This is a genomic window from Undibacterium sp. Ji42W (genome assembly GCF_049340405.1).
Taxonomy (GTDB): Bacteria; Pseudomonadota; Gammaproteobacteria; order Burkholderiales; family Burkholderiaceae_D; genus Undibacterium.
Genome location: NZ_JBMPOV010000001.1, coordinates 227,402 through 250,525 on the forward strand (window position 1 = coordinate 227,402; position 23,124 = coordinate 250,525).

General features: G+C 48.9%; 21 protein-coding genes. 8 read left to right on the forward strand and 13 right to left on the reverse strand.

The window, feature by feature from the left end:
• The first annotated feature begins 185 nt into the window (after positions 1–185).
• Together fdxA and ACO0LG_RS01020 are read left to right on the forward strand one after the other, a co-directional pair.
• Positions 186–509, forward strand: coding sequence for a ferredoxin FdxA (gene fdxA, locus ACO0LG_RS01015; RefSeq protein WP_186951675.1), 324 nt, complete (start codon positions 186–188; stop codon positions 507–509).
• Between the two features lie 74 nt (positions 510–583).
• The gene (locus ACO0LG_RS01020) at positions 584–1,654 is read left to right on the forward strand and encodes an NAD(P)/FAD-dependent oxidoreductase (RefSeq protein ID WP_423022460.1); all 1,071 of its coding nucleotides are present in this window, start codon (positions 584–586) and stop codon (positions 1,652–1,654) included.
• 107 nt (positions 1,655–1,761) lie between these two features.
• Here ACO0LG_RS01020 and ACO0LG_RS01025 read toward each other — a convergent pair whose 3' ends face one another.
• Together ACO0LG_RS01025 and ACO0LG_RS01030 are read right to left on the reverse strand one after the other, a co-directional pair.
• The gene (locus tag ACO0LG_RS01025) at positions 1,762–2,886 is read right to left on the reverse strand and encodes an HD-GYP domain-containing protein (RefSeq protein WP_423022462.1); all 1,125 of its coding nucleotides are present in this window, start codon (positions 2,884–2,886) and stop codon (positions 1,762–1,764) included.
• Positions 2,887–2,957: 71 nt separating this feature from the next.
• Positions 2,958–7,250 (reverse strand): response regulator, encoded by a 4,293-nt coding sequence (locus tag ACO0LG_RS01030; protein ID WP_423022464.1) that lies wholly within the window; start codon positions 7,248–7,250, stop codon positions 2,958–2,960.
• Positions 7,251–7,882: 632 nt separating this feature from the next.
• On the opposite strand from ACO0LG_RS01030, the gene ACO0LG_RS01035 reads away from it, so the two are divergent.
• The 3 genes from ACO0LG_RS01035 (at position 7,883) to nth (ending at position 10,580) form a co-directional block, all read left to right on the forward strand.
• Positions 7,883–9,118, forward strand: a complete 1,236-nt coding sequence (locus ACO0LG_RS01035; protein ID WP_423022466.1) for a polyhydroxyalkanoate depolymerase — start codon at positions 7,883–7,885, stop codon at positions 9,116–9,118.
• A gap of 113 nt (positions 9,119–9,231) precedes the next feature.
• On the forward strand, positions 9,232–9,936 hold the full coding sequence (gene rsxB, locus ACO0LG_RS01040) for an electron transport complex subunit RsxB (RefSeq protein WP_423022468.1): 705 nt from the start codon (positions 9,232–9,234) through the stop codon (positions 9,934–9,936).
• The gene (nth, locus tag ACO0LG_RS01045) at positions 9,933–10,580 is read left to right on the forward strand and encodes an endonuclease III (protein ID WP_423022470.1); all 648 of its coding nucleotides are present in this window, start codon (positions 9,933–9,935) and stop codon (positions 10,578–10,580) included. Before rsxB ends, nth begins: the two co-directional genes overlap by 4 nt.
• A 70-nt stretch (positions 10,581–10,650) precedes the next feature.
• On the opposite strand, the gene ACO0LG_RS01050 is transcribed toward nth, so the two are convergent.
• Positions 10,651–11,232, reverse strand: coding sequence for a malonic semialdehyde reductase (locus tag ACO0LG_RS01050; RefSeq protein WP_423022472.1), 582 nt, complete (start codon positions 11,230–11,232; stop codon positions 10,651–10,653).
• A gap of 112 nt (positions 11,233–11,344) precedes the next feature.
• Between ACO0LG_RS01050 and ACO0LG_RS01055 the strand changes: the two genes are divergently transcribed.
• On the forward strand, positions 11,345–11,773 hold the full coding sequence (locus ACO0LG_RS01055) for a DUF1841 family protein (protein WP_423022474.1): 429 nt from the start codon (positions 11,345–11,347) through the stop codon (positions 11,771–11,773).
• A 120-nt stretch (positions 11,774–11,893) separates the two neighbouring features.
• On the opposite strand, the gene bamC is transcribed toward ACO0LG_RS01055, so the two are convergent.
• The 7 genes from bamC to ACO0LG_RS01090 form a co-directional block, all read right to left on the reverse strand.
• Positions 11,894–13,057, reverse strand: a complete 1,164-nt coding sequence (gene bamC, locus ACO0LG_RS01060; protein WP_423022476.1) for an outer membrane protein assembly factor BamC — start codon at positions 13,055–13,057, stop codon at positions 11,894–11,896.
• 84 nt (positions 13,058–13,141) lie between these two features.
• The gene (gene dapA, locus ACO0LG_RS01065) at positions 13,142–14,026 is read right to left on the reverse strand and encodes a 4-hydroxy-tetrahydrodipicolinate synthase (protein ID WP_422951002.1); all 885 of its coding nucleotides are present in this window, start codon (positions 14,024–14,026) and stop codon (positions 13,142–13,144) included.
• A gap of 99 nt (positions 14,027–14,125) precedes the next feature.
• Complete coding sequence (locus ACO0LG_RS01070; protein WP_423022478.1) at positions 14,126–14,680, reverse strand: class I SAM-dependent methyltransferase; 555 nt, start codon at positions 14,678–14,680, stop codon at positions 14,126–14,128.
• Positions 14,681–14,711: 31 nt separating this feature from the next.
• Positions 14,712–15,407, reverse strand: a complete 696-nt coding sequence (locus ACO0LG_RS01075; RefSeq protein ID WP_423022480.1) for a site-2 protease family protein — start codon at positions 15,405–15,407, stop codon at positions 14,712–14,714.
• A 49-nt stretch (positions 15,408–15,456) separates the two neighbouring features.
• Positions 15,457–16,080, reverse strand: coding sequence for an L-threonylcarbamoyladenylate synthase (locus tag ACO0LG_RS01080; RefSeq protein ID WP_422970573.1), 624 nt, complete (start codon positions 16,078–16,080; stop codon positions 15,457–15,459).
• Between the two features lie 50 nt (positions 16,081–16,130).
• Positions 16,131–17,006: a protease HtpX gene (htpX, locus tag ACO0LG_RS01085; protein ID WP_423022482.1), complete on the reverse strand. Its 876-nt coding sequence runs from the start codon at positions 17,004–17,006 to the stop codon at positions 16,131–16,133.
• Between the two features lie 74 nt (positions 17,007–17,080).
• Positions 17,081–17,935: a 3',5'-nucleoside bisphosphate phosphatase gene (locus tag ACO0LG_RS01090; RefSeq protein ID WP_423022484.1), complete on the reverse strand. Its 855-nt coding sequence runs from the start codon at positions 17,933–17,935 to the stop codon at positions 17,081–17,083.
• On the opposite strand from ACO0LG_RS01090, the gene ACO0LG_RS01095 reads away from it, so the two are divergent.
• Complete coding sequence (locus tag ACO0LG_RS01095; RefSeq protein ID WP_423022486.1) at positions 17,934–18,110, forward strand: hypothetical protein; 177 nt, start codon at positions 17,934–17,936, stop codon at positions 18,108–18,110. The two genes, ACO0LG_RS01090 and ACO0LG_RS01095, sit on opposite strands and share 2 nt — an antisense overlap.
• A 6-nt stretch (positions 18,111–18,116) precedes the next feature.
• Here ACO0LG_RS01095 and ACO0LG_RS01100 read toward each other — a convergent pair whose 3' ends face one another.
• Positions 18,117–20,453: a TonB-dependent receptor plug domain-containing protein gene (locus tag ACO0LG_RS01100; RefSeq protein WP_423022488.1), complete on the reverse strand. Its 2,337-nt coding sequence runs from the start codon at positions 20,451–20,453 to the stop codon at positions 18,117–18,119.
• 11 nt (positions 20,454–20,464) lie between these two features.
• Here ACO0LG_RS01100 and ACO0LG_RS01105 point away from each other — a divergent pair, with 11 nt between their 5' ends.
• A complete protein-coding gene (locus ACO0LG_RS01105) occupies positions 20,465–20,626 on the forward strand; it encodes a hypothetical protein (protein WP_423022490.1) in 162 nt (53 codons plus the stop codon).
• Between the two features lie 5 nt (positions 20,627–20,631).
• Here the strand turns inward: ACO0LG_RS01105 and ACO0LG_RS01110 are convergent, their stop codons facing one another.
• Positions 20,632–21,972, reverse strand: coding sequence for an ABC transporter permease (locus ACO0LG_RS01110; RefSeq protein WP_423022492.1), 1,341 nt, complete (start codon positions 21,970–21,972; stop codon positions 20,632–20,634).
• A gap of 59 nt (positions 21,973–22,031) precedes the next feature.
• Positions 22,032–22,979 carry an ABC transporter ATP-binding protein gene (locus tag ACO0LG_RS01115; protein ID WP_423022494.1) on the reverse strand — a complete coding sequence of 316 codons (948 nt, stop codon included), beginning with the start codon at positions 22,977–22,979 and terminating at the stop codon, positions 22,032–22,034.
• Between the last annotated feature and the right edge of the window lie 145 nt (positions 22,980–23,124).

Consider the following 23,124-nt stretch of genomic DNA (forward strand, 5'->3'; position numbering starts at 1 on the left):
CACTTGCGGCGAACTGTATAGGCAAATGCTCTTGATACCTCCGCATTTGCTTATGCGCAAACTATATAAGCCTGATTTGTGAGAACTGCCAAATTGCCTTAAAATACAAGGCTTTGCAGCCCAGAGCCTGTTTTTTCGCCAAGGCTGCACCTAAATCCCGAATTTTTAGTTTAGATTGGACTGTTATGACCCACGTTGTGACCGAATCCTGCATCCGCTGCCGTTATACCGATTGCGTGGATGTGTGCCCGGTGGACTGCTTCCGTGCTGGCCCGAATTTCCTGATCATTGATCCAGACGAATGCATTGACTGCGCCGTGTGCGTTGCAGAGTGCCCGGCTAACGCCATTTTTGCCGAAGAAGATGTACCGGCAGATCAGCAGCAATTTATCAAGATCAATGCCGACCTGACCCGCAAATGGCCGTCGATTACCAAGACCGTTGCTCCTTTGCCAGATGCTGACGACTGGAAAGACGTTAAAGATAAATTGCAATATCTGGACAAATAAGTATCTGGGACAGCAATATGGGCTTTTGCTAATCGGCTCAAACAAATCCGCAATATCAGGAATCATCACGTCGTATGGAAAACAAACAAACTAACGCGGCCAGCGCCGCCATTGAAGCAGATGCCGTCATCATCGGTGCAGGTCCTGTTGGCCTGTTCCAGGTATTCGAACTAGGCTTGCTCGAAATCAAAGCACACGTTATTGACTCCCTGGCAGTCGTCGGCGGCCAATGCGTAGAGCTGTATCCCGACAAGCCGATTTATGACATCCCTGCCGTGCCAGTATGCACAGGCCAGGAATTGACAGACAATCTGTTGAAACAAATTGAGCCTTTCGAGCCAACTTTCCACTTGGGCCAGGAAGTGACCCTGGTTGAGCGACGTGAAGATGGTCGTTTTGACCTGGAAACATCGGCAAGTACACGCTTCATCACTAAAACCATTTTCATTGCTGCTGGTGTTGGCTCCTTCCAGCCACGCACTTTGAAAGTTGAAGGCATAGAAGCTTTTGAAAACAAGCAGGTGTTCTACCGCGTCAAAGACCCCACTCAGTTCCACGGCAAAAACCTGGTCATCTGCGGTGGTGGTGATTCTGCGCTGGACTGGGCATTGAACCTGGTTGGCAAAGCTGAATCTGTTGTTGTCCTGCACCGCCGTGAAGACTTCCGCGCTGCACCTGCCTCTGTCGCCAAGATGAAAGAGCTTTGCGACAACTATGAAATGCAACTCACCATAGGCCAGGTGACAGGTATAGAAACCAAAGATGATTTACTGTCTGAAATCAAGGTCACTGGTGCTGATGGCGTCACCCGCCGTATGCCACTCGACACTTTGCTGGTTTTCTTCGGCCTATCACCAAAACTCGGCCCTATCGCTGAATGGGGTCTGGACATAGAACGCAAGCAATTGAAGGTTGTCAATACCGAGAAGTTTGAAACCAACGTACCTGGCATTTTTGCTGTGGGTGACATCAACACCTACCCTGGCAAGAAAAAACTCATTCTGTCGGGCTTCCACGAAGCTGCACTGGCTGCGTTTGGTGCTGCGCCATATATTTTCCCTGACAAGAAAATCCACATGCAATACACCACGACATCGCCAAAACTGCACAAAATCCTGGGTGTGGAAACACCGGTTTTCGATTAATCAGAAACCGCACAAATAAAAAGCGCAAAGATTTTTCTTTGCGCTTTTTTATTCCTGGGACCGAATTCATGATCTCCATCAGTCTTAGGCAAGAACTGAGCAAACCCCTAATTCACCGGGATATGAGAATCCGACTCCTTGAATTGATTGGCAATCTGCTGGAACTCTTCAGTAATTTCCAGAAAGGCGTCCAGAATATCAGGGTCGAAATGCGTCCCATGTCCTTTGCGCATGATGCCGATGGCCTCCTCATGCGAAAATGCAGGCTTATAGACGCGGCGCGAGATCAGGGCATCATAGACGTCCGCAATCGCCATCAGGCGCGCAGAGAGCGGTATGGCGTCACCTGCCAGATTCTCCGGATAGCCTGAACCATCCCATTTCTCTTGATGTGAATACGTGATCTCACGGGCGAAACGCAAAAACTCATTACTCTCACCCAGATATTTTTCTACCGAGATAATGGTTTCACGTCCATAGACGGTATGCAGCTTCATGACTTCAAATTCTTCTGAAGTCAGTTTGTCAGGCTTCAACAAGATATTATCGGGAATACCTACTTTGCCTATGTCATGCAGCGGGGCCGACTTGTAGAGCAAATCTATATTTTCATCTGTCAGCTCATTGACGAAGCGCGCATGATTTTTTAACTTGCGGGCCAGCGCTGCGACATAATTTTGGGTGCGGCGAATGTGATTGCCAGTTTCATTATCCCGTGTCTCGGCCAGTGAAGCCATGGCCATAATAATGGCATCTTGCATCTTGCCCAGCTTGCGCGTCCGGTCCTGTACCAGGCTTTCCAGATGTTTATTCTGGTCTTGCAACAGGTGGCGTGCCCTGACCAGGTTCAATTGCGTAGCCACTCTTGCCAGCACTATTGGTGGGCTGATGGGCTTGCTGATGTAATCAACCGCCCCCAGACGCAAGCCCATTTCTTCATCCTGCACCTGGCTTTTGGCGGTTAGGAAAATGATGGGTATATCTGCAGTAGCGGTATCTACCTTCAGGCGGCGACAGGTTTCATAGCCATCCATTTCCGGCATCATGACGTCAAGCAAAATCAGGTCAGGTCCAGGCAGGCTGGACGCGATTTGCAAAGCCTTCAAACCATTGGTAGCAATCTTGATTTTGTACTGGTCTTTCAACAATCCCGACAAAAGTGAAATATTGTCGGGTGTGTCGTCGACGATCAGGACGACCTGCTTGGCATTTTGATCGAATACTTCATTCATACATCACCTCGATAAGAAGTAATTGCCCCGCATTCTTATGAATGCCATGCATCAAACTGGATACTATCAAATCAGAGTATTTCATAACCGAGGTTTTTCGCACTATTACTTAATAAATTCAGGGCCACATCGTAGTCAAATTGCCTGACTGCACGCATGATTTGCTTTTGCACATCGACGCCAAAGACGTTGGCGATCATATCTCCTGACTCTAACAGCAAGTCGACCGCTTCGCCATCGTAATCACGCAACAAGTTACAGCATTTTACAAGCAAGTCTTGCATGAGCGCATGATCAACCGGTAACAACTCCACCACTTTGACCTCAGTTTTATTTGAGATTTTCTCCTGTGCCAAAACCTTGTCAATTGCGTTGATCGTATCCAGCATTGTTTGCGCGCACCCATCAAGCACAGGTGCCAGTTCCACCAAACTGGCATTGTCATGCAATTTCAATTCAAGCTCTGCTGCATAAGGTTGTATGGCTTTTGCGCCTATCAAACCAGCAACGCCCTTGAGGGTATGCGCCAAACGCTCTGCCAGCAAAATATCGCCTGCCTCCAAGGCACTGCGTATATGTTCAACGACGTGGCGCTGATCATCGCAAAAACGCGATAACAATTCCAGATAAAATGAGCGGTTGCCAAGCGTGCGGCTCAAACCCTCTTCAACATCAACCCCATCAATCTGCAAACTATTGCTGATGTCCTGTATAGGAAGCTGGACATTGTCAAAATTGTTGCCAGACACATGATGAGGGCACCAATGTGAAATGGCGTGATACAACTCTTTGGGGTTAATGGGCTTGGCAAGATGTGCATTCATGCCAGAAGCAAAGCATAGTTCTCGCTCCTCCACCATGGCATGTGCCGTCATCGCGACGATGGGTAAATCATCAAAACGTGTATCTGCACGGATTAAGCGGGTTGCCTCATGCCCATCCATTTCTGGCATCTGTACGTCCATGAAGACGACGCCATAATATTCAGGCCTGGTTTTGCTGATCATATCCACTGCGATTTTTCCGTTACCGGCTATATCAACAACAACGCCAGCAGCCTCCATTAATTCACGGGCAATTTGTTGATTGATCTCATTGTCTTCCACCAGCAGCACACGCAAGTCCGTGTATTTGGGCACCAATACTCCGTGACTGGTAGGGATGGCGTAACTGCTGCTGGAAAACAATTCAACCAGACAATCCACCAAAGTGGAAGCATTCACAGGCTTGGTTAAAAATCCATCGGGCAGAGCAATATCATCCCTGTAGCTGACCTCTTCACGCCCATGCGCGCTGACCAGCACCGTCAATGGTGCGGGCTGTAAAGAGCCATCGCGCTTCAAATAAGTGATAAGTTCCAGTCCATCCATCTCAGGCATGCGCAAATCGGTAAATATCACGCCGTAGGGGTTACTCTGATTGCATTCCATCACAGCCTGCAAAGCAGCTGCCCCGCTGTTGACGACGTCAATATCGGCAGGCAATTCGGATAGTATCTCCTGCAAAATCTCGGCAGCGGCGGGATTATCGTCAACAATCAACAAACGCATGCCATTAATGGCGCCAGGTATCACCTGTCTTTGCACCACAGGCTGAGCTATGCCAAACCAGGCGGTGAAATACACGCAGGTTCCACAATCAGGCTCGCTGCTGAGAGCGATTTCACCTCCCATCAAATCGACCATACCCTTGGAAATCGACAAGCCCAATCCAGTACCACCAAATTTGCGGGTGGTAGATTCATCTGCCTGGCTGAAAGGACGGAATAGTTTTTCTGACTGTTCTTCCGACATTCCTATGCCGGTATCACGCACCTCAAACTTGAGTTTGACTTTGCCCCCAGCCATTTCCAGCGTCTGGCAAGTAACATAGATCTCACCCTTCTCGGTAAACTTGATGGCATTGTTGATGAGATTGATCAAGACTTGTCCCAGCCTTAATGGATCGCCATTAAGGTAACGCGGAATATCCGGCGGCGCACGGAACAGGAATTCCAGGCCCTTTTCATCCGCCTTGTCAGTCGTTACCGCAGAGATATTATTGAGCACATCATCAAGATTAAAATCAACTTGCTCGATATTGAGCTTGCCTGCTTCAATTTTGGAGAAATCCAGTATGTCATTGATGATGCCCAGCAAAGAAATGCCAGCTTTATGTATTTTATCTACGTAATCTTTTTGCTTGGGATTGAGTTCTGTTCTTAAAGCCAGATGTGCCATGCCAATGATGGCATTCATCGGTGTGCGGATTTCATGGCTCATATTCGCCAGGAACATGGATTTGGCTTCTGTCGTCTCTTCTGCATGACGGCGCGCCATTTCTGACTCCTTCAACTCATTTTGCATTTGCAGAGTTTGCAGACGGATCTGCTCTGCCATGCTTTCTTTGAGCTGGCTTTCCAGCAATTTTCTCTGCGTGATATCTGAGACAAAAGACAGCGTTGCAGGACGCCCCTCCCAATCAATCATGACTGCGGAGAGCTCCACCCAGATGATGGAGCGGGTCAGGTTATTTTCGATACGGAAATGATAGTACTGCTCAACATCCTCGCCGCGCAGGCGCCGTGTGTGATGATCAATCACCATAGGCCTGTCATCGGGGTAAATTGCGGTGATGAATGACATTTGTCCCAATTCATCAGCCCTATAACCAGTCAGACTTTGCACGCGCGGATTAGCAAATACGATACGGCCGTCCTGCACGACCAGTATGCCTTCCGTCACGTTGTTGATGAGCTGGCGATAATGCTGTTCAGACTTGCTCAAGTCTTCTTCGAGTTTGCGACGGGCAGAAATATCCATGACCACCCAGACTGTGCCATGGGTCAGGTTGGTTTTATCCACTGCACGACCAGAGAAATGCACCCAAAAAACGGTGCCGTCACTCCGCCGCATTTTCAATTCAGTCTCGAAAGCAACACCCTTGAGAACCGACTCATTGACCAGAGCACCTGACTCCAGATACGCCTCACGAGACTCGTAGAAGGGCTCCAGCGAAGCCCCCAGGACATTATCGCGTTCCACCCCAAATATTTGGCACAGCGGCGTATTAACCCATTGCACCCGACCCTGGTTATTCAGGAAAACCATGCCGACGATGGAATTTTCCAAAATAGTTTCACGTTCGGCCAGAATGCGTTTGAGTTCATCTTCGAGCTGACGACGCTCAACCATGGCGCGTTCAGCCATGCGGCGTGCCAACTCGGCTTCTTTTAATTCATTTCTGATGTGCAAGGTTTGCACATGCACACGAGTTGCCAGACCCTGCGCCTTGGCAAACAAATCAAGATACCGCTTTTGCTCGTGATACGCTTCTTTCCATTCCCCCATTTCGGTAAATATCTCAGACAATTCCTTAAGTGCTCGCAAGGGCATATAGATATAACCATTGCCGCCGACTTCATCAACCCCGCGACGCAAGTCACGGATGGCCTCGGGATAACGCTTGTGGATGCGGTGCAGGTGACCACTGACCCACCAGCTATATGGTTTCAAATGCTTGTCTTCAAAACTGTCCAGTAACTTCATTGCAGCATCACTGAGCTTATCTGCCTCATCCACCTGCCCACGCATGGCCAGCGTATAGGCAGCTACCGAGAGGCAAAATGCCCTACTGGAATTATCAGAATTTTCTCCGCTCTTGATACCGCCAATATATGAAGCAATGGCCTGATAGGCTTCTTCATATTTGTCCAGCGATACCTTGCACAAAGCCAGCATGGTGGACACAAAAGGTGCCAGCCAGCGCTCACTGGAATTGACAGCAATATCCCTTGCCTCTTGCAACAAGACTTCGGCATCTTCTGCATTGCCGCTGACATAAAAAATCTCACCCAGATTAGCAGTCACTTGCGCCACACGATTTGGAATTTGCAGCGCACGGGCGTCGTTCAATGCTGTATAAAAATGACGTATGGCTTCTTCGGTATATCCCAACTCCTGAGACAAAATACCCAGGGTGTTATAGACCACGACAGAAATGCGGCTGACTTTCATGCGCAAAGCCGGCACGATGCGAGAATGGCAAAGCGCATAGGCATCTTGCACCTTGCCACGGCGACGCCAGACTGCAACAGTGCCAAACAGGGCAAATGCCATTCCCTCATGCTCATCCACTGATTCAAACAGCGTTGCTGCGCGATCAAATACGGGGGCAGCCTGCTCCATATGATCATCAAAATAATCAGCAAAGGCATCAATCAGGTCCGCAGCAATCAAGGCGGTGGGATTACTTTTAACAGCATCTTGCAAGCGCATGGCGGCGGCTACCTTGCGGCCATCTGCCGGATTATCGCGCATCAAGTCCAATGCATCGAGACAAAGCTCGCGCCAATGAATTTCTGCTAGAGAACTATCTTTACTCATTCTGCTCGGCTCTTCAGAAAGAAATGATGCGGTGAAAAATCCAATTAAACCTGAGCCAAGTCCATACTCAGGCGCTGGCTTAAATTCATAACCCTTGTATCAGGCACTACACATACCGCAATATTAATGCGAGTGACCTGCCAATGGATGAACATTGCCTGAAACTGTGTCTTTTACCTGAATAAATAAACGAATCAAGTGATTTTCAGTTTCGCGACAGCAAACGAAACGTCTAATTCTTGAAAAATAACTTAAATTTCAACATTTCCACAAGAAATCATTGCATATAAATCAATAATTTAACATTAATTCACACCAACTAGTGGTGCAAATCTTTTGCTCAGCGAAAAATTTTTGAAACTGGTTTATGATGCATTGCAACAGTACGATTAAGTATTTTTTCCAGGAGCCTGTTTACGATCTGTGGCGAGAGAGCGTCAGCGGGGCGAAGAGCAGCGCAAAAAGCGGAATGTCCTCTGGTACATGCGCATTTTGAGCAGCACATCAGTCCCGATCACGCCCGCGCAGTAAGATCGTAAGCAGGTTCCAGGCTTGTTTCGCCCTGTATCATTTGGTTCCAGCTATCCTGTTTTGACCGAGTGAATGCGTAGCCCCTATTTGAAAGATTCACTATGCTTTATCAATTTCATGAGCTCAATCGCGCCTTTCTGAACCCCCTGACTCAATGGGCAGAAGCATCTTCAAAACTGTTCACCAATCCAGTGTCACCACTGGCGCATACACCTTACTCACAGCGCATAGCAGCGGGCTATGAACTATTGTTCCGCCTGGGTAAAGATTACGAAAAACCAGAATTCGGTATCACGTCTACCACCATAGACAAGCAAGAAGTCGAGATTGCGCAAAGCACAGCAGTCATCAAGCCTTTTTGCAAATTGCTGCACTTTAAAAAAGTCCTGAGCGACAAAGAATTGAGCAAGCTGAATCAGCCCAAGGTATTGCTGGTTGCTCCTTTATCTGGTCACCACTCAACACTGCTGCGCGACACTGTGCGCGGTTTGTTGCCCAAGCATGATGTGTATATTACCGACTGGACAGATGCACGCATGGTGCCTTTGTCGGCCGGCCCCTTCCATCTGCATGATTATATTTACTACGTCCAGGATTTCATCCATTTCCTGGGGGCCGGTACCCATGTGATTTCAGTGTGCCAACCGACTGTGCCAGTACTGGCGGCGATTTCCTTGATGGCGACTGCCAAAGATCCTTTGCTGCCTAAAACCATGACGCTCATGGGTGGCCCGATAGATCCGCGCAAATCGCCAACACAAGTCAACAACCTGGCGACGGAAAAGAAATTCTCGTGGTTTGAAAATACGGTGATCTACAACGTGCCTGCAAATTACCCTGGCTATGGCCGCAAGGTCTATCCGGGCTTCTTGCAGCACACCGGCTTTGTTGCCATGAACCCTGACCGCCATGCCCAAAGTCACTGGGACTTTTACCAGCACCTGATACAGGGTGATGATGAGTCAGCAGAACAGCATCGTAAATTCTATAATGAATACAATGCAGTCCTGGACATGCCTGCTGAATACTATTTGGAAACTATCAAACTGGTGTTCCAGGAATTCCGTCTGCCAACTGGCACATGGGAAGTTGAAGGCAAGCTGGTCAAGCCGCAAGATATCAAGAACGTTGCCCTGTTCACGGTCGAAGGCGAACTTGATGATATCTCAGGCGCGGGCCAAACCCAGGCAGCCCATGATTTGTGCAGCGGTATTCCTGCCAATATGAAGCAGGATTATGTAGCACCTGGTGCTGGCCATTACGGCATCTTCTCCGGCCGTCGCTGGCGAGATATCATTTGCCCGAAAATCGGCGAATTCATCAAGCAGCACTCCTGATCCATACTGAATAAACCAGAACCAACAAAAGCCACGATGCTCAAGGCCTCGTGGCTTTTTTGTTTGTGGGTGTTGATATTTAGGGGGATAATCACGGCTCTCCATTATCTTTTATGATCACCGTGTCAGAATCTCTAGCAGATCAGCTTGAAAACGCCTTGCCGCAAACCCAGTGTACCAAGTGCGGCTACCCTGCTTGCCGCCCCTATGCTGAAGCCGTTGCCAATGGCACGGCCAACTACAATCAATGCCCACCAGGTGGGCAGGAAGGTGTAGTGCGACTTGCCAGCATACTCGGCAAGACCGTCATTCCACTGGACGTCACTCACGGGCTTGAGCGCGAAAGACCGGTCGCAAAGATAGAAGAAGCCTATTGCATAGGCTGCACCCTGTGCATACAAGCCTGTCCGGTCGATGCGATTATCGGTGCGCCCAAGCAAATGCACAGCATTATCAGTGAGCTATGTACAGGCTGCGACCTCTGCGTTGCTCCCTGCCCTGTCGATTGCATCAACATGCTGCCCGTCACGACAGGACAAACCGGCTGGGATGCATGGAGCCAGACTCAAGCGGATAAATCACGTCAACTCTACACTTCGCGGAATCGGCGCCTGATACGCGAAAAACAGGAGAATGATGAGCGACTGGCGGCCAAGGCGGCAGACAAACTCGTGGCACTCGAAGCAGAGCCAGCACTCAGTGAAGAAGAAACTGCCAGCAAGGAACGCAAGAAAGCCATCATTGCGGCAGCCATAGAAAGAGCGCGCATCAAGAAACTACAAACACAAGAAGACTCAGCAAAAGGTGACAAGCAATGAATGCAGCAAAACGCCAGGCCATTTTTGAACGCTTGCGAGAACAAAATCCACATCCGACTACTGAGCTCGAATACACCACGCCCTTTGAGTTACTGATCGCAGTCTTGCTGTCAGCGCAGGCCACGGATGTGTCAGTCAATAAAGCTACCCGTCTGCTTTATCCAGTGGCGAATACACCCAAGAAAATCCATGCCCTGGGTGTTGATGGTCTGATCCCCTACATACAAACCATAGGTCTGTTCCGCACCAAGGCCAAGAATGTGATCGAGACTTGCCGCATCCTCATGGCTGAGCATGGTGGTGAAGTACCACGCCAGCGCGAAGCACTGGAAGCCTTACCCGGCGTAGGGAGGAAAACAGCTAATGTCGTCATGAATACGGCCTTTGGCGAACCGACTATCGCGGTGGATACGCATATCTTCCGGGTATCGAACCGCACCGGTATTGCACCAGGCAAGAATGTCGATATCGTTGAGCAAAAACTCATGAAATTCGTGCCCGCAGAATTCAAACAGGATGCGCATCACTGGCTGATATTGCATGGCCGTTACACCTGTATCGCCAGAAAACCCAAGTGCTGGAATTGCATGATCGCCGACTTGTGCGAATTCAAGCAAAAGACGCCCTTGCCGGATTCAGTTTAAAAAACATTCACGCAAAAACAAAAGCCTGCATTTTTGCAGGCTTTTGTTCTTTAACAGAGCGTCAAGAGATTCAGACTATCTTGCACGCCTCATCAAAACTCAGACGTGGGGAACGTGGGAACAATTGCTGTGCATCGCCATAACCGAGATTGCAGATGAAATTGACTTTAATCGTTGTGCCGGCAAAAAAGGCAGCATTGAGCTTATCTGCATCAAAACCCGACATAGGGCCACAATCCAGGCCTACAGCGCGTGCGGCGAGCATGAAGTAGGCACCTTGCAGCGATGAGTTACGGAAAGCCGTTGCATCGATGTTCGCCTGGTTGCCAGCAAACCATGAGCGGGCATCTGCATGCGGGAATAATTGCGGCAACTTTTCAAAAAACTCCATATCCATGCCGATGATGGCAGTCACGGGTGCTGTTTTGGTTTTTTCAAAATTGCCCTGTGAAACGCAGCCCAGCAATTTTTGTTTTTCAGCTTCGGACCTGACAAATACGATACGTGCCGGGGAACAATTGGCAGAAGTGGAGCCCCATTTCATCAAATCATATATTTCTTGCAATTGCACATCAGCAACCGGCTTGTCCAGCCAGGCATTGTGGGTACGTGCATTGGTAAACAAGGTGTCAAGTGCGTCTTTGGATAACATGGAGTATTCCTTTCAAATAATCGGAGGATAATAACCCAAGTCGTCAAAAGCTTCAGGGCAGCAAAAGAAAATACCTTTTACAATAGGCGCACTTTTTAATTTGGACCAGTTCATGTTTACCCCTAGCCAGCACGATGTACGCCGTTTTTTTTGTGAAACCTTCAGGAAAACCCGCGAAAACCTGATACTGACACCAATAGAAATCATTGCCTCTGACTGGATCAGGCAGCATCCCGAGTATGACAATGCGCTTGCAAACATAGAGCAAGCCCTTGAAGCCAATTACAGCGTGGATCAGGGGCAAAGCAATCCATTTCTGCACCTGTCCATGCACTTATCGATAGCCGAACAGATCTCGGTTGATCAGCCACCCGGTATCAAACAGGCGTTTCAGATACTGGCCAGAAAACTTCAGTCTGAGCATGAAGCACACCATGAAATCATGGAATGTCTGGGGGAAATGATATGGAACTCACAAAGAACAGGCTTGCCACCAGATGGGCAAGCGTATATAGAATCGCTGAAGATGCGCTGCAGTTAAGCTGTAGTCAAACTGCAACTTAGCTGCATGTCCGCGGCAACTAAATTCGCGGATATATTTCTCTAGTGGCGGAAAACAAAAAAAGCGAGGCTGAGCCTCGCTTTTTTACGTAACAAGCAATTACTTCAGTTGATCGTTCAAGAGTTGCAGGATCTTGTCTGCTACTGGTGAAGATTCGACCTTGCCGTCGCTGCCATGTACGGATACCTGGCTGGTTTCGCCGGTCGTCGTGTTCTTGACCAGGATGCGGTATTTCTGCGCATTCTTGGCGGCATCACTGGATGAGCCGAACGAGAACAGGCGGGAGAAGAAGCCTTCGCTGGCGCCTTTGGTCTTGGCATCGATGTCCTGGTCAACATAACGGACAAAGTACAAGCCCTGGGAACGGTCACGATCCTCCACTGTAAAGCCTATGCGGTCCAGCGCCAGACCTACCCTGCGCCATGAGCGGTCAAATGCCTCATCCACTTCAACAAAAGTTTTGCCATCAACCTTCAGCAATTGAGAGTGCGGCTTGCCTGTTGCAGCAGGTGACGCCACAGCAGTTTTGGCTTTTTCACCATCAGAACCCAGACGTACCATCAGGCGTGACAGGAACTCAGCTTCAAGGCCAGGATCAGCAGCACGAGGCGTCCATACCGTACCATCTTTTTGCGCACCAACCAGGACTTCTTGTGCACCGCGATGGCTGATATAGATCTCTACTTCACCATTGGCACTACGCTCAATGCGGGTACGGAATTTATCACGCTCACCCGTGGAGTACAGGGAATCAAGCACCTTGCCCAGGGTATTACGGATAAGGTCTTGAGGAATCTTGGCACGGTTCTCTGCCCAATCGGTTTCCATGACGCCTGCTTCCTGGTTTTCCACATTAATCAGGAAACCCAGCTCTTGCCAGAAATCTTTCAATTGTGGCCACAGGGCTTCAGGCGTGTCTTTGACGACCAGCCAACGGGCATTGCCATTGCGTTCTATACGCATGCTTTGCACTTGCTTGACCGCAACTACGCCAGAGTCAGTGGCGACTTTATTTCCTTTTTCCAGGTTGTAGCTGGACGCTGTAGCGCTGCTTTTGTTTGCTTCAGGAATGGAAAAACGACTATCGCGTCGAATTTGCGTCAAATCTGGTGGCACCTCCAAGGATGCAGTCGTTGCCTTACTGGCACTTCTATAGTCGATCCGGTTCGGTTCGAGGATATTGCCGATTGAACTACAGCCAGTCAAACCTGCCAGCGCCAGCGCGCCTATGATGCCGTTTTTAGCAACAAAGCTTTTTGCCATGTGAAAGTCCCTACGTATTAGTATCGAGTATCAATTAAAACTGCGTGAAGCAAACGTGCAAGTTTCCAAGCCGTTCAGGGGGAGTCATTGTAATACACCCGCCTCACGCATTGCTGCGCGAACGGTTTCATGATATTGCTCAGCCATCGTCACCAAAGGCAAACGAATACCAGTTGGTATCAAACCCATTTCTACCATCGCCCATTTCACTGGCAAAGGATTCGGTTCGATAAACAATTTATTATGCAAAGGAATCATGCGGTTATTGATGGCAACGGCTTCCTTGACATCACCGCGCATGGCAGCTGCACACAATTCATGCATGGCTTTGGGAGCCACGTTGGCAGTCACCGAGATATTGCCCTTGCCACCGTACAGCATCAGCGCTACTGCCGTTGCATCATCACCTGAATATACAGCGAAAGAAGCGGGGGCCAAACGTATCAGATCTGTGCCTCTGGCGATATTACCTGTTGCATCCTTGACACCGATAATGCCAGGAACTTGCGCCAAACGCAGTATAGTCTCATTCGACATGTCTGCAACAGTACGACCAGGTACGTTGTACAAGATAATAGGGATATCAACCGACTCAGCAATCTTCTTGAAATGCTGGTACATGCCCTCTTGAGTAGGGCGATTGTAATATGGCACGACTTGCAAAGAAGCGTCCGCACCAGCCTGCTTGGCAAACTTGGTCAGATTGATTGCTTCTTCAGTCGAATTACCGCCAGAACCGGCAATGATAGGGATGCGCTTATTGGCATGCTCAACCGCCACACGTATTAATTCGCAATGTTCCTCGACAGAAACAGTGGGAGACTCACCTGTCGTACCAACGATGACGATGCCGTCTGTGCCTTCGGCGATATGCCAGTCTATCAATTTGCGCAAACAAGGCAAATCAAGACTGCCATCTGCATGCATGGGGGTTACGATCGCAACCAGACTACCCTGAATCTTTGTCATGTTAATGCAAGAAAAAAGTAAAACCCTGATTGTAGCGGATACGCTGCTAAACGGGGCGCAAATAGCTGGAATAAGCCTCTAAACTTGTGCGCATTTGCTTCAAAGCTTATCCAAAACACTTATTTTTCCAGTTTTTCTGGCACAAATACGCTGCACCATGGCTGGCTTAGGCTGCTCGACATAGCCATCTTCGTAAGCGATGATGGACATAGTCACTGCGGGATTAGACTGCATTTGCGCCAGAAGTTCGCCTGGCCGTAACAAAAATGCAGGATTAGAGGGTTTACCAAAATTCTCATTGCCGGCAGCAAAGGTTTCATAAATCAGCAAACCATCCGGTTTCAGGCTGGTGAATATGTGCGGGAATAATGGCCGGTGCAGGTAGTTGCAGACGACGATGGCGGCAAAACTGTGTTCGGCAAAAGGCCAGTCATAGCCACACTCACCAGTCTCAAGGTCATGTACTTTAGTTTCTATACCCTTGGCCTGCAAGCCAGCCAGGCTCTGAGCATCTTTATCCAGTGCCAACAAAGACAAACCAAGGGAATGCAGGTAGAAACTATTTCTACCTGCTCCGCAGGCAAGATCAAGTATTTGCCCGGGAGTTGTGAACAAATAATGGAAGCGCTGCAGCCAGGCTGAAGGCGAAGTCAAAAGAAAAGCTCCCAACAACAAAAGGTGAGTATCAACCTGCGCCAAATAAAATAGCGAAAGGATACATGCACAGTGATAACAAAAAATTCGCTGCCAACATCACTGGGACCATCCAAAATTTCAGTATATTCATCATCGCCAGACCCATGACGATAAAGAAACCATAAGGCTCTATCTGGGCAAATTTATAAGCAAGATTATGTGGTAGCAAGCTGAAAAGTATGCGACCACCATCCAGAGGAGGGACAGGAAACAAATTAAAAGCAAACATCATCAGGTTAACTATCAAGCCTGCATTCGCCATTTTCATGAAAAACTCGGACATACTCAGCAACAGTTCGTCTTGCACCTGCAGCGCCTGAATCAATGCAGCAAGCACCAACCACCCAAATGCCATGATTAAATTAGCCAAAGGTCCTGCTAAAGCAACCCATGCCATATCACGCTTAGGTTTTTTCAGATTGGAATAATTTACTGGTACTGGTTTTGCGTAACCAAATAAAAATCCAGTCCCTGTAGAAATATAAATGACAGCCAGAACAACAGGGATAAGGATGGTACCGACAGGATCTATATGCACCATGGGATTTAAGCTTACCCTTCCCTGGCTGTAGGCAGTTAAATCACCAAAGTATTTGGCGGCATAGGCATGCGCTGCTTCGTGCAAGGTAATTGCAAAAATAACTGGGAGCGCATAAATGCTAATAGTTTGGATTATCAAGTCCATTGCGCGTTTCTATTTAAGTTTGTCGTTGAAGGAAAACCGCACCCGGCAATCACAATCCGAATAAAGCAGCGTCACCCCGCCCCTGTCGCACTAGTTCCGGAGCACCGCCGGTCATGTCAATGACGGTTGTCGGTACCAGGCTGCAAGCCCCGCCATCAATGACCAGATCGACGAGTTTTGAAAGCCTGTCTCTGACCTGCTCAGGATCAGTCAAAGGCTCTTCTTCATCTGGCAAGATCAGTGTGGTACCCAGCAAGGGTTGCTTCAACTCTTCCAGCAAGGCATGGGTGATGGAATTTTCCGGCACGCGCAAACCTATGGTTTTGCGCGAAGGGTGGCTTAGGCGGCGCGGCACTTCCTTGGTTGCTTCCAGGATGAAGGTATATGGCCCTGGTGTGGCTGCCTTCAACATGCGGTACTGGCTATTATCAACCTTGGCATATTGCGCAATTTCAGACAGGTCGCGGCACAGCAAGGTCAGATGGTGTTTTTCATCAACACCGCGTATTTTGCGCAGCCGCGTGACAGCGTCCTTATCGTCCAGATGACAAACCAGTGCATAGCAAGAATCGGTAGGCAAGGCAACAATGCCGCCATCATCAATAATTTGCACGGCCTGCCTGATCAATCTCAGTTGGGGATTATCAGGATGAATTTGAAAAAATTGGCTCATAAAAAGAAGAAAGGCGGTAGCTCAGCTACCGCCGCAAAATAATTATAAAATTAACGCATGTTCTGTAATGCGGCAATACGTTGCTCAAGTGGCGGATGGGAAGAGAATAAAGCACTCCAGCCAGGTACATCACTAATACCAGAGGCAGCCATCGATTTTGGTAACTCGCCCGGTTGCAAACCACCGAGTCTTGCCAACGCATGCATCATGGGCTGGCGGTTACCCAGCAACTTCGCCGAACCGGCATCTGCACGAAACTCACGCTGACGCGAAAACCAGTTAACGATCAGGGATGCAGCAATACCAAACAGTATCTCACATACAAATACCGTGATCATATAACCTATGCCCGGCCTGTCATCATTATTATTGCGGAATACCGCCTTATCCACTGCATAACCAACTACCCGGGCCAGGAATACCACAAAAGTATTCACCACACCCTGTATCAGCGCCATGGTCACCATATCACCATTAGCGATATGCGCCACTTCATGACCGAGTACGGCTTCAACCTCTTCCCGCGTCATGCCATCCAGCAAGCCAGTGGAAACAGCAACCAGTGCAGAATTTTTGAAAGCACCAGTGGCAAAGGCATTGGCTTCGCCATTATAAATCGCCACCTCAGGCATACCGATCCCCGCCTTTTCAGACAGGGCCTTGACAGTATTGACCAGCCAGAGCTCGGTTGATGTAGATGGAGATTCAATGACCCTGGCACCCGTTGACCATTTTGCCATGGGCTTGCTGATCAACAGAGAGAAGATGGCACCGGTAAACCCGACAACCAGGGAAAATGCCAGCAAGGTCGATAATTGCAGGCCGTTCGCCGTCAAAAACCGGTTAACGCCCAATACAGACAGCACAACCGACATGACGGCAATCACCGCCAGATTTGTCAGTAAGAACAGGACTATGCGTTTCATGAACACCTCCCAAAGGAACACACGATTCATGCCCTTCAGATATAGCTTAAACCCGCGTTTTCAAGGCAGCATTTTCAGGCCAGAGACCACTGCTCCCATACAGGTCTGGCCATTTTTGGCAACGGAGGCAACCGCCCTATATCGACCTCTGCATCCTGGGGAGAATGGAAATCAGAACCACGCGAGGACAAGAAACCATAATGGGCAGCGATCCTGCTGTACTCCTCATACTGATCCACCGTATGGCTGCCAGTCACAGTTTCTATTGCAAGGCCACCAAGATTCTTGAACTCGGTAAAAAAGGCATCGTAAGCCAGGGGGCTAAGATCATAGCGCCCGGGATGTGCCACTACGGCCACACCACCGGCACCACGTATCCAGCCCACCGCCTCTGCCAGCGTCGCCCAGCGATGAGGAACAAAACCTGGCTTACCATCTGCCAGATAATGTCTGAATACATCGGACACCGTGGCGCAGACACCAATCTCCACCAGGTAACGGGCAAAATGCGAACGCGAAATCAGGTCAGGGTTGCCAACGTATTTGAGCGCCCCCTCATAAGTGTTGGCGATACCTGCCTTGCTTAATAATTCTGCCGCCATATCACGCGCACGACGCTCACGGCCTGAGCGTGTTTGCGCCAGGCCACTGACCAGATCAGGATTGGTTTCATCGATATTGAGACCAACAATGTGGATAGTCTTGCCAGCCCAGGTAATCGAGATTTCTACCCCGGCAATATATCCCATGCCCAGGCCCAGTGCCGCAGCACGCGCTTCTGGGATGCCGCGCACTTCGTCATGATCAGTCAGCGCCCAGACATCCACCCCATTTAACTTGGCGCGCTCTGCCAGTTGCGACGGGGTCAACACACCATCAGAGACGACGGAGTGGCTATGTAAATCGGCATTTAATTCTGGAGATAACATGATAAGTACGGTGGAAAATCAGGCTGGCGGTGTTGATTTTTTCCAGACTGCCTGTTTTAGCCAGGAATTGTTTGTGCATGCAGCAATACATCGTGCACCTATACACCGCCCTACTGGCGCATTGTACTCTCCAAGACAGGATCGTGCTGCACTGCACGATCCATTGCTTTTATAGCATGATTCACAGCTTCATCTCCACACGCAATGTCCAGGTGGTGTAGGTTTTAGATGTGTTGTAGTCAATACGGTTAAGTGTGTCCGAGTTCACTATGCTACCACTCTGATAATCATTGGCCCGCAAATTATTGGCTGACAGGCGCACTTGCAAGTTTGGATTGAATTTCCACAAACCATACAGATCCACTTGACGTTTGATACCCGTCTGGTTGATCTGGACGTTACTGCTTTGTATTTCGTAGGCCGGCGTCCAGTTGATATTACCGCCAATAGTCAGCGGCATACCTGCCGGACGATAATCAAGGCCAAAATTGGCAGTTTGTGTAGGTTGCTGGTCAAGGCGATTATTTGGCCCCTTGATATCATCCACAGTGGACCAGAAATGGCTATAGTTGCTGCGCACATCAATAGCCGGGCCATCAGGAAAAAATTCCTGCAATTGGAATTTAGCTTCCAGTTCTATGCCTTTGGTTGTTGCGTGACCAATATTCACAGGCTTGGAAATCTGGCGCGTTTTGTACAAACCATCTGCCAAATCCAAAACCTGAACCGGATCTGTGCTTCTGCGTATCAGATTATTGATATCGCGAACAAAAAAGTTAGCGCTAATAATACCTGCACGCGTCAGGTAATGCTCAAAGGCGAGATCAATACCTTTGGATAGCTCCGGTTTCAAAAAAGGATTACCGGTGCGGTCAGGACGATAAAAACTGTTTTGATTGGAAATACTAGTCACAGCGATCAAATCATTCAATGCTGGCGCACGGTAACTTTGAGTCAAACTGGCTCTGACCTGATCTTTGCCAGCACCCGGAATACGCCAGACACCATGCAAGACCGGACTCCAGACACTGCTAGTATTCTCGATAGCATTGCCACCTACAGTACTGCTGGTTTTGATACCTTCCCAGCGCAAACCTGCATAAGCGGAGAACTGTGGATTGATATCAAATTCATCCTGCGCAAAAACAGCCAGGCGACGTGTATTAGCATCCAGGTTGTCACCTGATTCGGCGAACTGCGATTTTCCATTATCCAGTGAAATACGGGTCTGGCTGCGCTTACCCATTTCTATATCCCAACCAGCGGCCAATGTGTGCCCCTCGCCATAAGGCTTGGTGAATTTACCACCGGTATTAATACTGCTGTCCCGGGTATTATTGACATCGCTGATCAAGTCGATCTGATTACCGGTTTTATCAAATTGATAGCGCAAGGAATTGCTATCCATCTTGCCCAGTCCGCCGCCAAATTTGATATTCAGTTTCGAGTTGTCCTCGAACTTATGCTGCCAGTTACCAAAACCGCGCAAGAATGTCGTCTCTGCGTGCGCAGATCCGGTTGCTACGGCAAAATCGCCGTTAGTGGCAAGTACATTAGTGTTATCTAGTTTAGTTACATAGTGGTCGATCAGATTAATATCACTTCGGGTACTTGAATCACTGCGCGAATTCATCAGGAATGGCTGCACCATCAAGGTGTCGCCATTTTCAAACTTATAGTTGAAACGCGGCGTTAAATGAATGCCAGTCGTCCTGCGGTTAGTTTGATCATATTGATTCTGTATTAAAGTCTCAGATACAGTCTGAGGATCACGCTGTAAACCATGATCATAAGAATTGGTAAAAGTACTGCCATCATCATGCTGACGATTCTGAAAAACAGAACCACTCAAGGCATACGACAAACTACCCATTTCACCAGGCACTGTCAGCGACACATTCGGTGCCAGCCTGCCCTGTTCGTAGCCCATGGATAATTTCAAATCGATATCTTTTTGCTTGTACTCTTCCCTCAAGACAATGTTGATGGTGCCAGCAATCGCCTGGGTGCTGTATTCAGCCACAGTGCCGCGAATGATTTCTATGCGCTCCACCTGATCAGGAGTCAGGCTATCCATGGAAAACCCACGCGGTGCACGTTCACCATTGAGCAGTATCTGTGTATAGCCATTGCCCATGCCGCGCATGCGTATGTCACCGCCACGTCCTGGCCTGCCGCCTACGGTGACGCCGGGCAGGCGTTTCAACACCTCACCGAGATTGCTGTCGCCATTCCTGTCCAGTTCTTCCCTGCCGAAAATAATCTTGGCGGCGGTCGATTGACGGCGCTCATCCTGGTCAGTACGACCACCGTTGATGGTGACTTTTTGTATATTGTCCTTGCTGGCTGCTTCAGTCTTTTTGTCGCCTGTCTTGGCTTTGGCTTTCACGTCCTGAGAATTTTCCTCAGTACTTTTGATGGCTTCAGGAGAGGTAGTTTGCGCATAAGCAAACGTGGTCACTGAGAACACACTGGCAACAGCCAGTGTCAGGGTACGCAATCTAAATTTTGGATACATAGGTTTCAAACGTGAAAACACAAAAACTGCATGAGCGCAAACAGGCAGCGCTCGCTCATGTCAGGATTGTATTTTTAAGCAAGCTTGAATACCAGCAAACACTGGTTCATATTTGTATAGAATTGAAACAGTGGGCTTGCGACGGTTACTTTGTGATACCAGAAAAAACCTGAGGCTTTCAAGTTTTACGGAAGCGCCATAGCGCAATTACCCCAAAAACAGCAGCAAAAGCCAATTGCACACCCACTGCAGGTAAAGCAGCATCCAGCCCCAGACCCCGCCAGGTCATGGCATCCAGACCATCCACTGCCCAGCGTGTAGGTACGATCAGGGTCAAGCTTTGCAACCATTGCGGAAACATGAAAGAAGGCATCCAGGCACCGCTGAGCATGACCATGATCAGGGTCGCAAACACAGATATGCCACGCGCCGCTTCAGGGGTTTTACCAAAAGCGGCAATCAACAGGCCAAAGCTGGCCGTCATCAGGGAAAAAGAAATCACTACACCGATGAAGCCAGGCAGGCTTCCCGCTATCTGCACATTGAATACGAAGACTGCGACCAAGAAAATAAAACACATGAGGCCACAGGCAATCAGCGCACATGACAGCGCCCTGGCGATCAACACAGTATTCAAACCAACTGGTGCAGCCAGCAAGCGGTTCCACAAACCCAAACGTCTGGCCAGCAGTATACCTATACCCGCATCTATCGCCATGAATAAAATAAACTGTACGCTCATGCCGGCAAATGAATGGGCATAACCATTATATTTATTCGTGACGGGGTCACCCGCCGTCATGGCCTGATCTTTGGTAATGAAAGGCATGCTCAATCCAGCATTTGTAGTATCTGTTGATTTTGCACCAGCGGCGCTTGCTGAACTATCAGCACCTGCATCAACGCCAGCAGCTTCAGTTTTTTGCTGACTAAGCTGGAATTTTTTCAGGCTACCAAGAAAGTCATGCAATTCCCCGGTGCTTTTATTGGTCTGGTCCATTTTTTCCATATCTTGCAAACTCTGGTCAATAAATTTGGTACCAGACTTGCCACCAAACATTTCGGCACTGACACTTTGCATGACTTGCTGCGTCAGCATGCCCTTGACCATGGCCAGTACTGCAGTCTGAGAAGGATCATAGAAAATGTCCAGCTCTGGCTTTTCCCTGCCACCAAACAAAGCGCCACCAGCACGCTCACCAAATTTAGCTGGTATCAGCACTGCCATGTTCAGCTTACCCTTCAGCACCAAGGCCCTGGCTTCTTCCAGAGGCAATTCCTTGACCGACAAGGTGGCCTCTTCTTTCAAGCCCTTCACTATTTTTTGGCTAATCACATGATCATCCTGGCTGACCACTGCTATCTCTATCTTCGCCGCATCTTTAGTCTCCCTGCCACCAGTCACAAATCCAAAGAATGCTCCCAGCAAGATGGGCATGACCAGGTTGAGCAACAAGGCACGGCGGTCAGCCAGGAAGAGGATCAGGTCTTTTCGTATCAGTGCGATCAAGGCAGTCATTATGGGTCCTCAGTATTTCGCATTCTTATTGGGGGGGGCGGCGCAAATCGTGAGCAATATCAATCGCGCAAACTACGACCAGTCAAGGTCAGGAATACCGCTTCAAGATTGGTTTTCGCCGTCGCAAAATGATTGGTTTTGTAGCCTTTTTTTGCCAGCCAAGCCAGCAAACCCAAAGCCACTTCATGCTCAGTCAGCGTCACATCCAGATGTTTGCTGTGGTCTGACAGATGCACACTATCGACACCTGGCAAAACACTCAGGGCAGCAACATCTGTCTCAGTGATCTGCGTATTCAGATCGAGTTGCAACGCTGCCTTGGCAGGCAAACGACGATATAAATCTGCCGGGGTTTCGTTGGCGATGACTTTGCCGTGGTCGATAATGACGATATGATCAGCCAGGCGCTCAACTTCCTCCATGTAATGACTGGTATAAATAAGCGTCCGCCCTTGTGACTTGAGTACATCCAGACTATCAAAAATCGCATTGCGGCTTTGCGGATCGACACCAACTGTTGGCTCATCCAGTATCAACAATTCAGGGTCATGCAAAAGTGCTGCAGCAATATTCAGGCGGCGTTTCATGCCACCTGAAAAAGTCGAGGGCTTATCGCCTGCCCTGTCCACCAGATTAACCAGTTCCAGCACAGCATCACATCGTTGTTGCAACTTGCCGCCAGAAAGCCCGTACAAGGCACCAAACAACTTGAGATTTTCTCTTGCAGACAAATCGTCATACAGTGCCAGGTCTTGCGGCACTAATCCAATGTTGAATTTAACAGCGTTATTGCCTGCACCCATGATCTGCCCATCCAGCAAGACCTGGCCCTGCTCAGGCTGCAACAAGCCACAAATCATGCTGACCGTGGTTGATTTACCCGCTCCGTTTGGCCCCAACAAACCCAGGGTCTGCCCGCGCTCAATAGTAAATGAAACATGATCAACGACCTTGCGTGCGCCATATGATTTAGTCAAGTCCTGTACATCCAGCAGCGTGCTAGCCATGGGATTTGCCTTAATGGAGAACAATAAACATAATTTAAAAAAACCAGTTTCACAATGGTAATTCAAACAATGCTTTTACAGCAAACAAGAATTTTGACTATGCGCGAGTTTGCAACAGATATGGCAACACCAAGAGCAAAAGCAC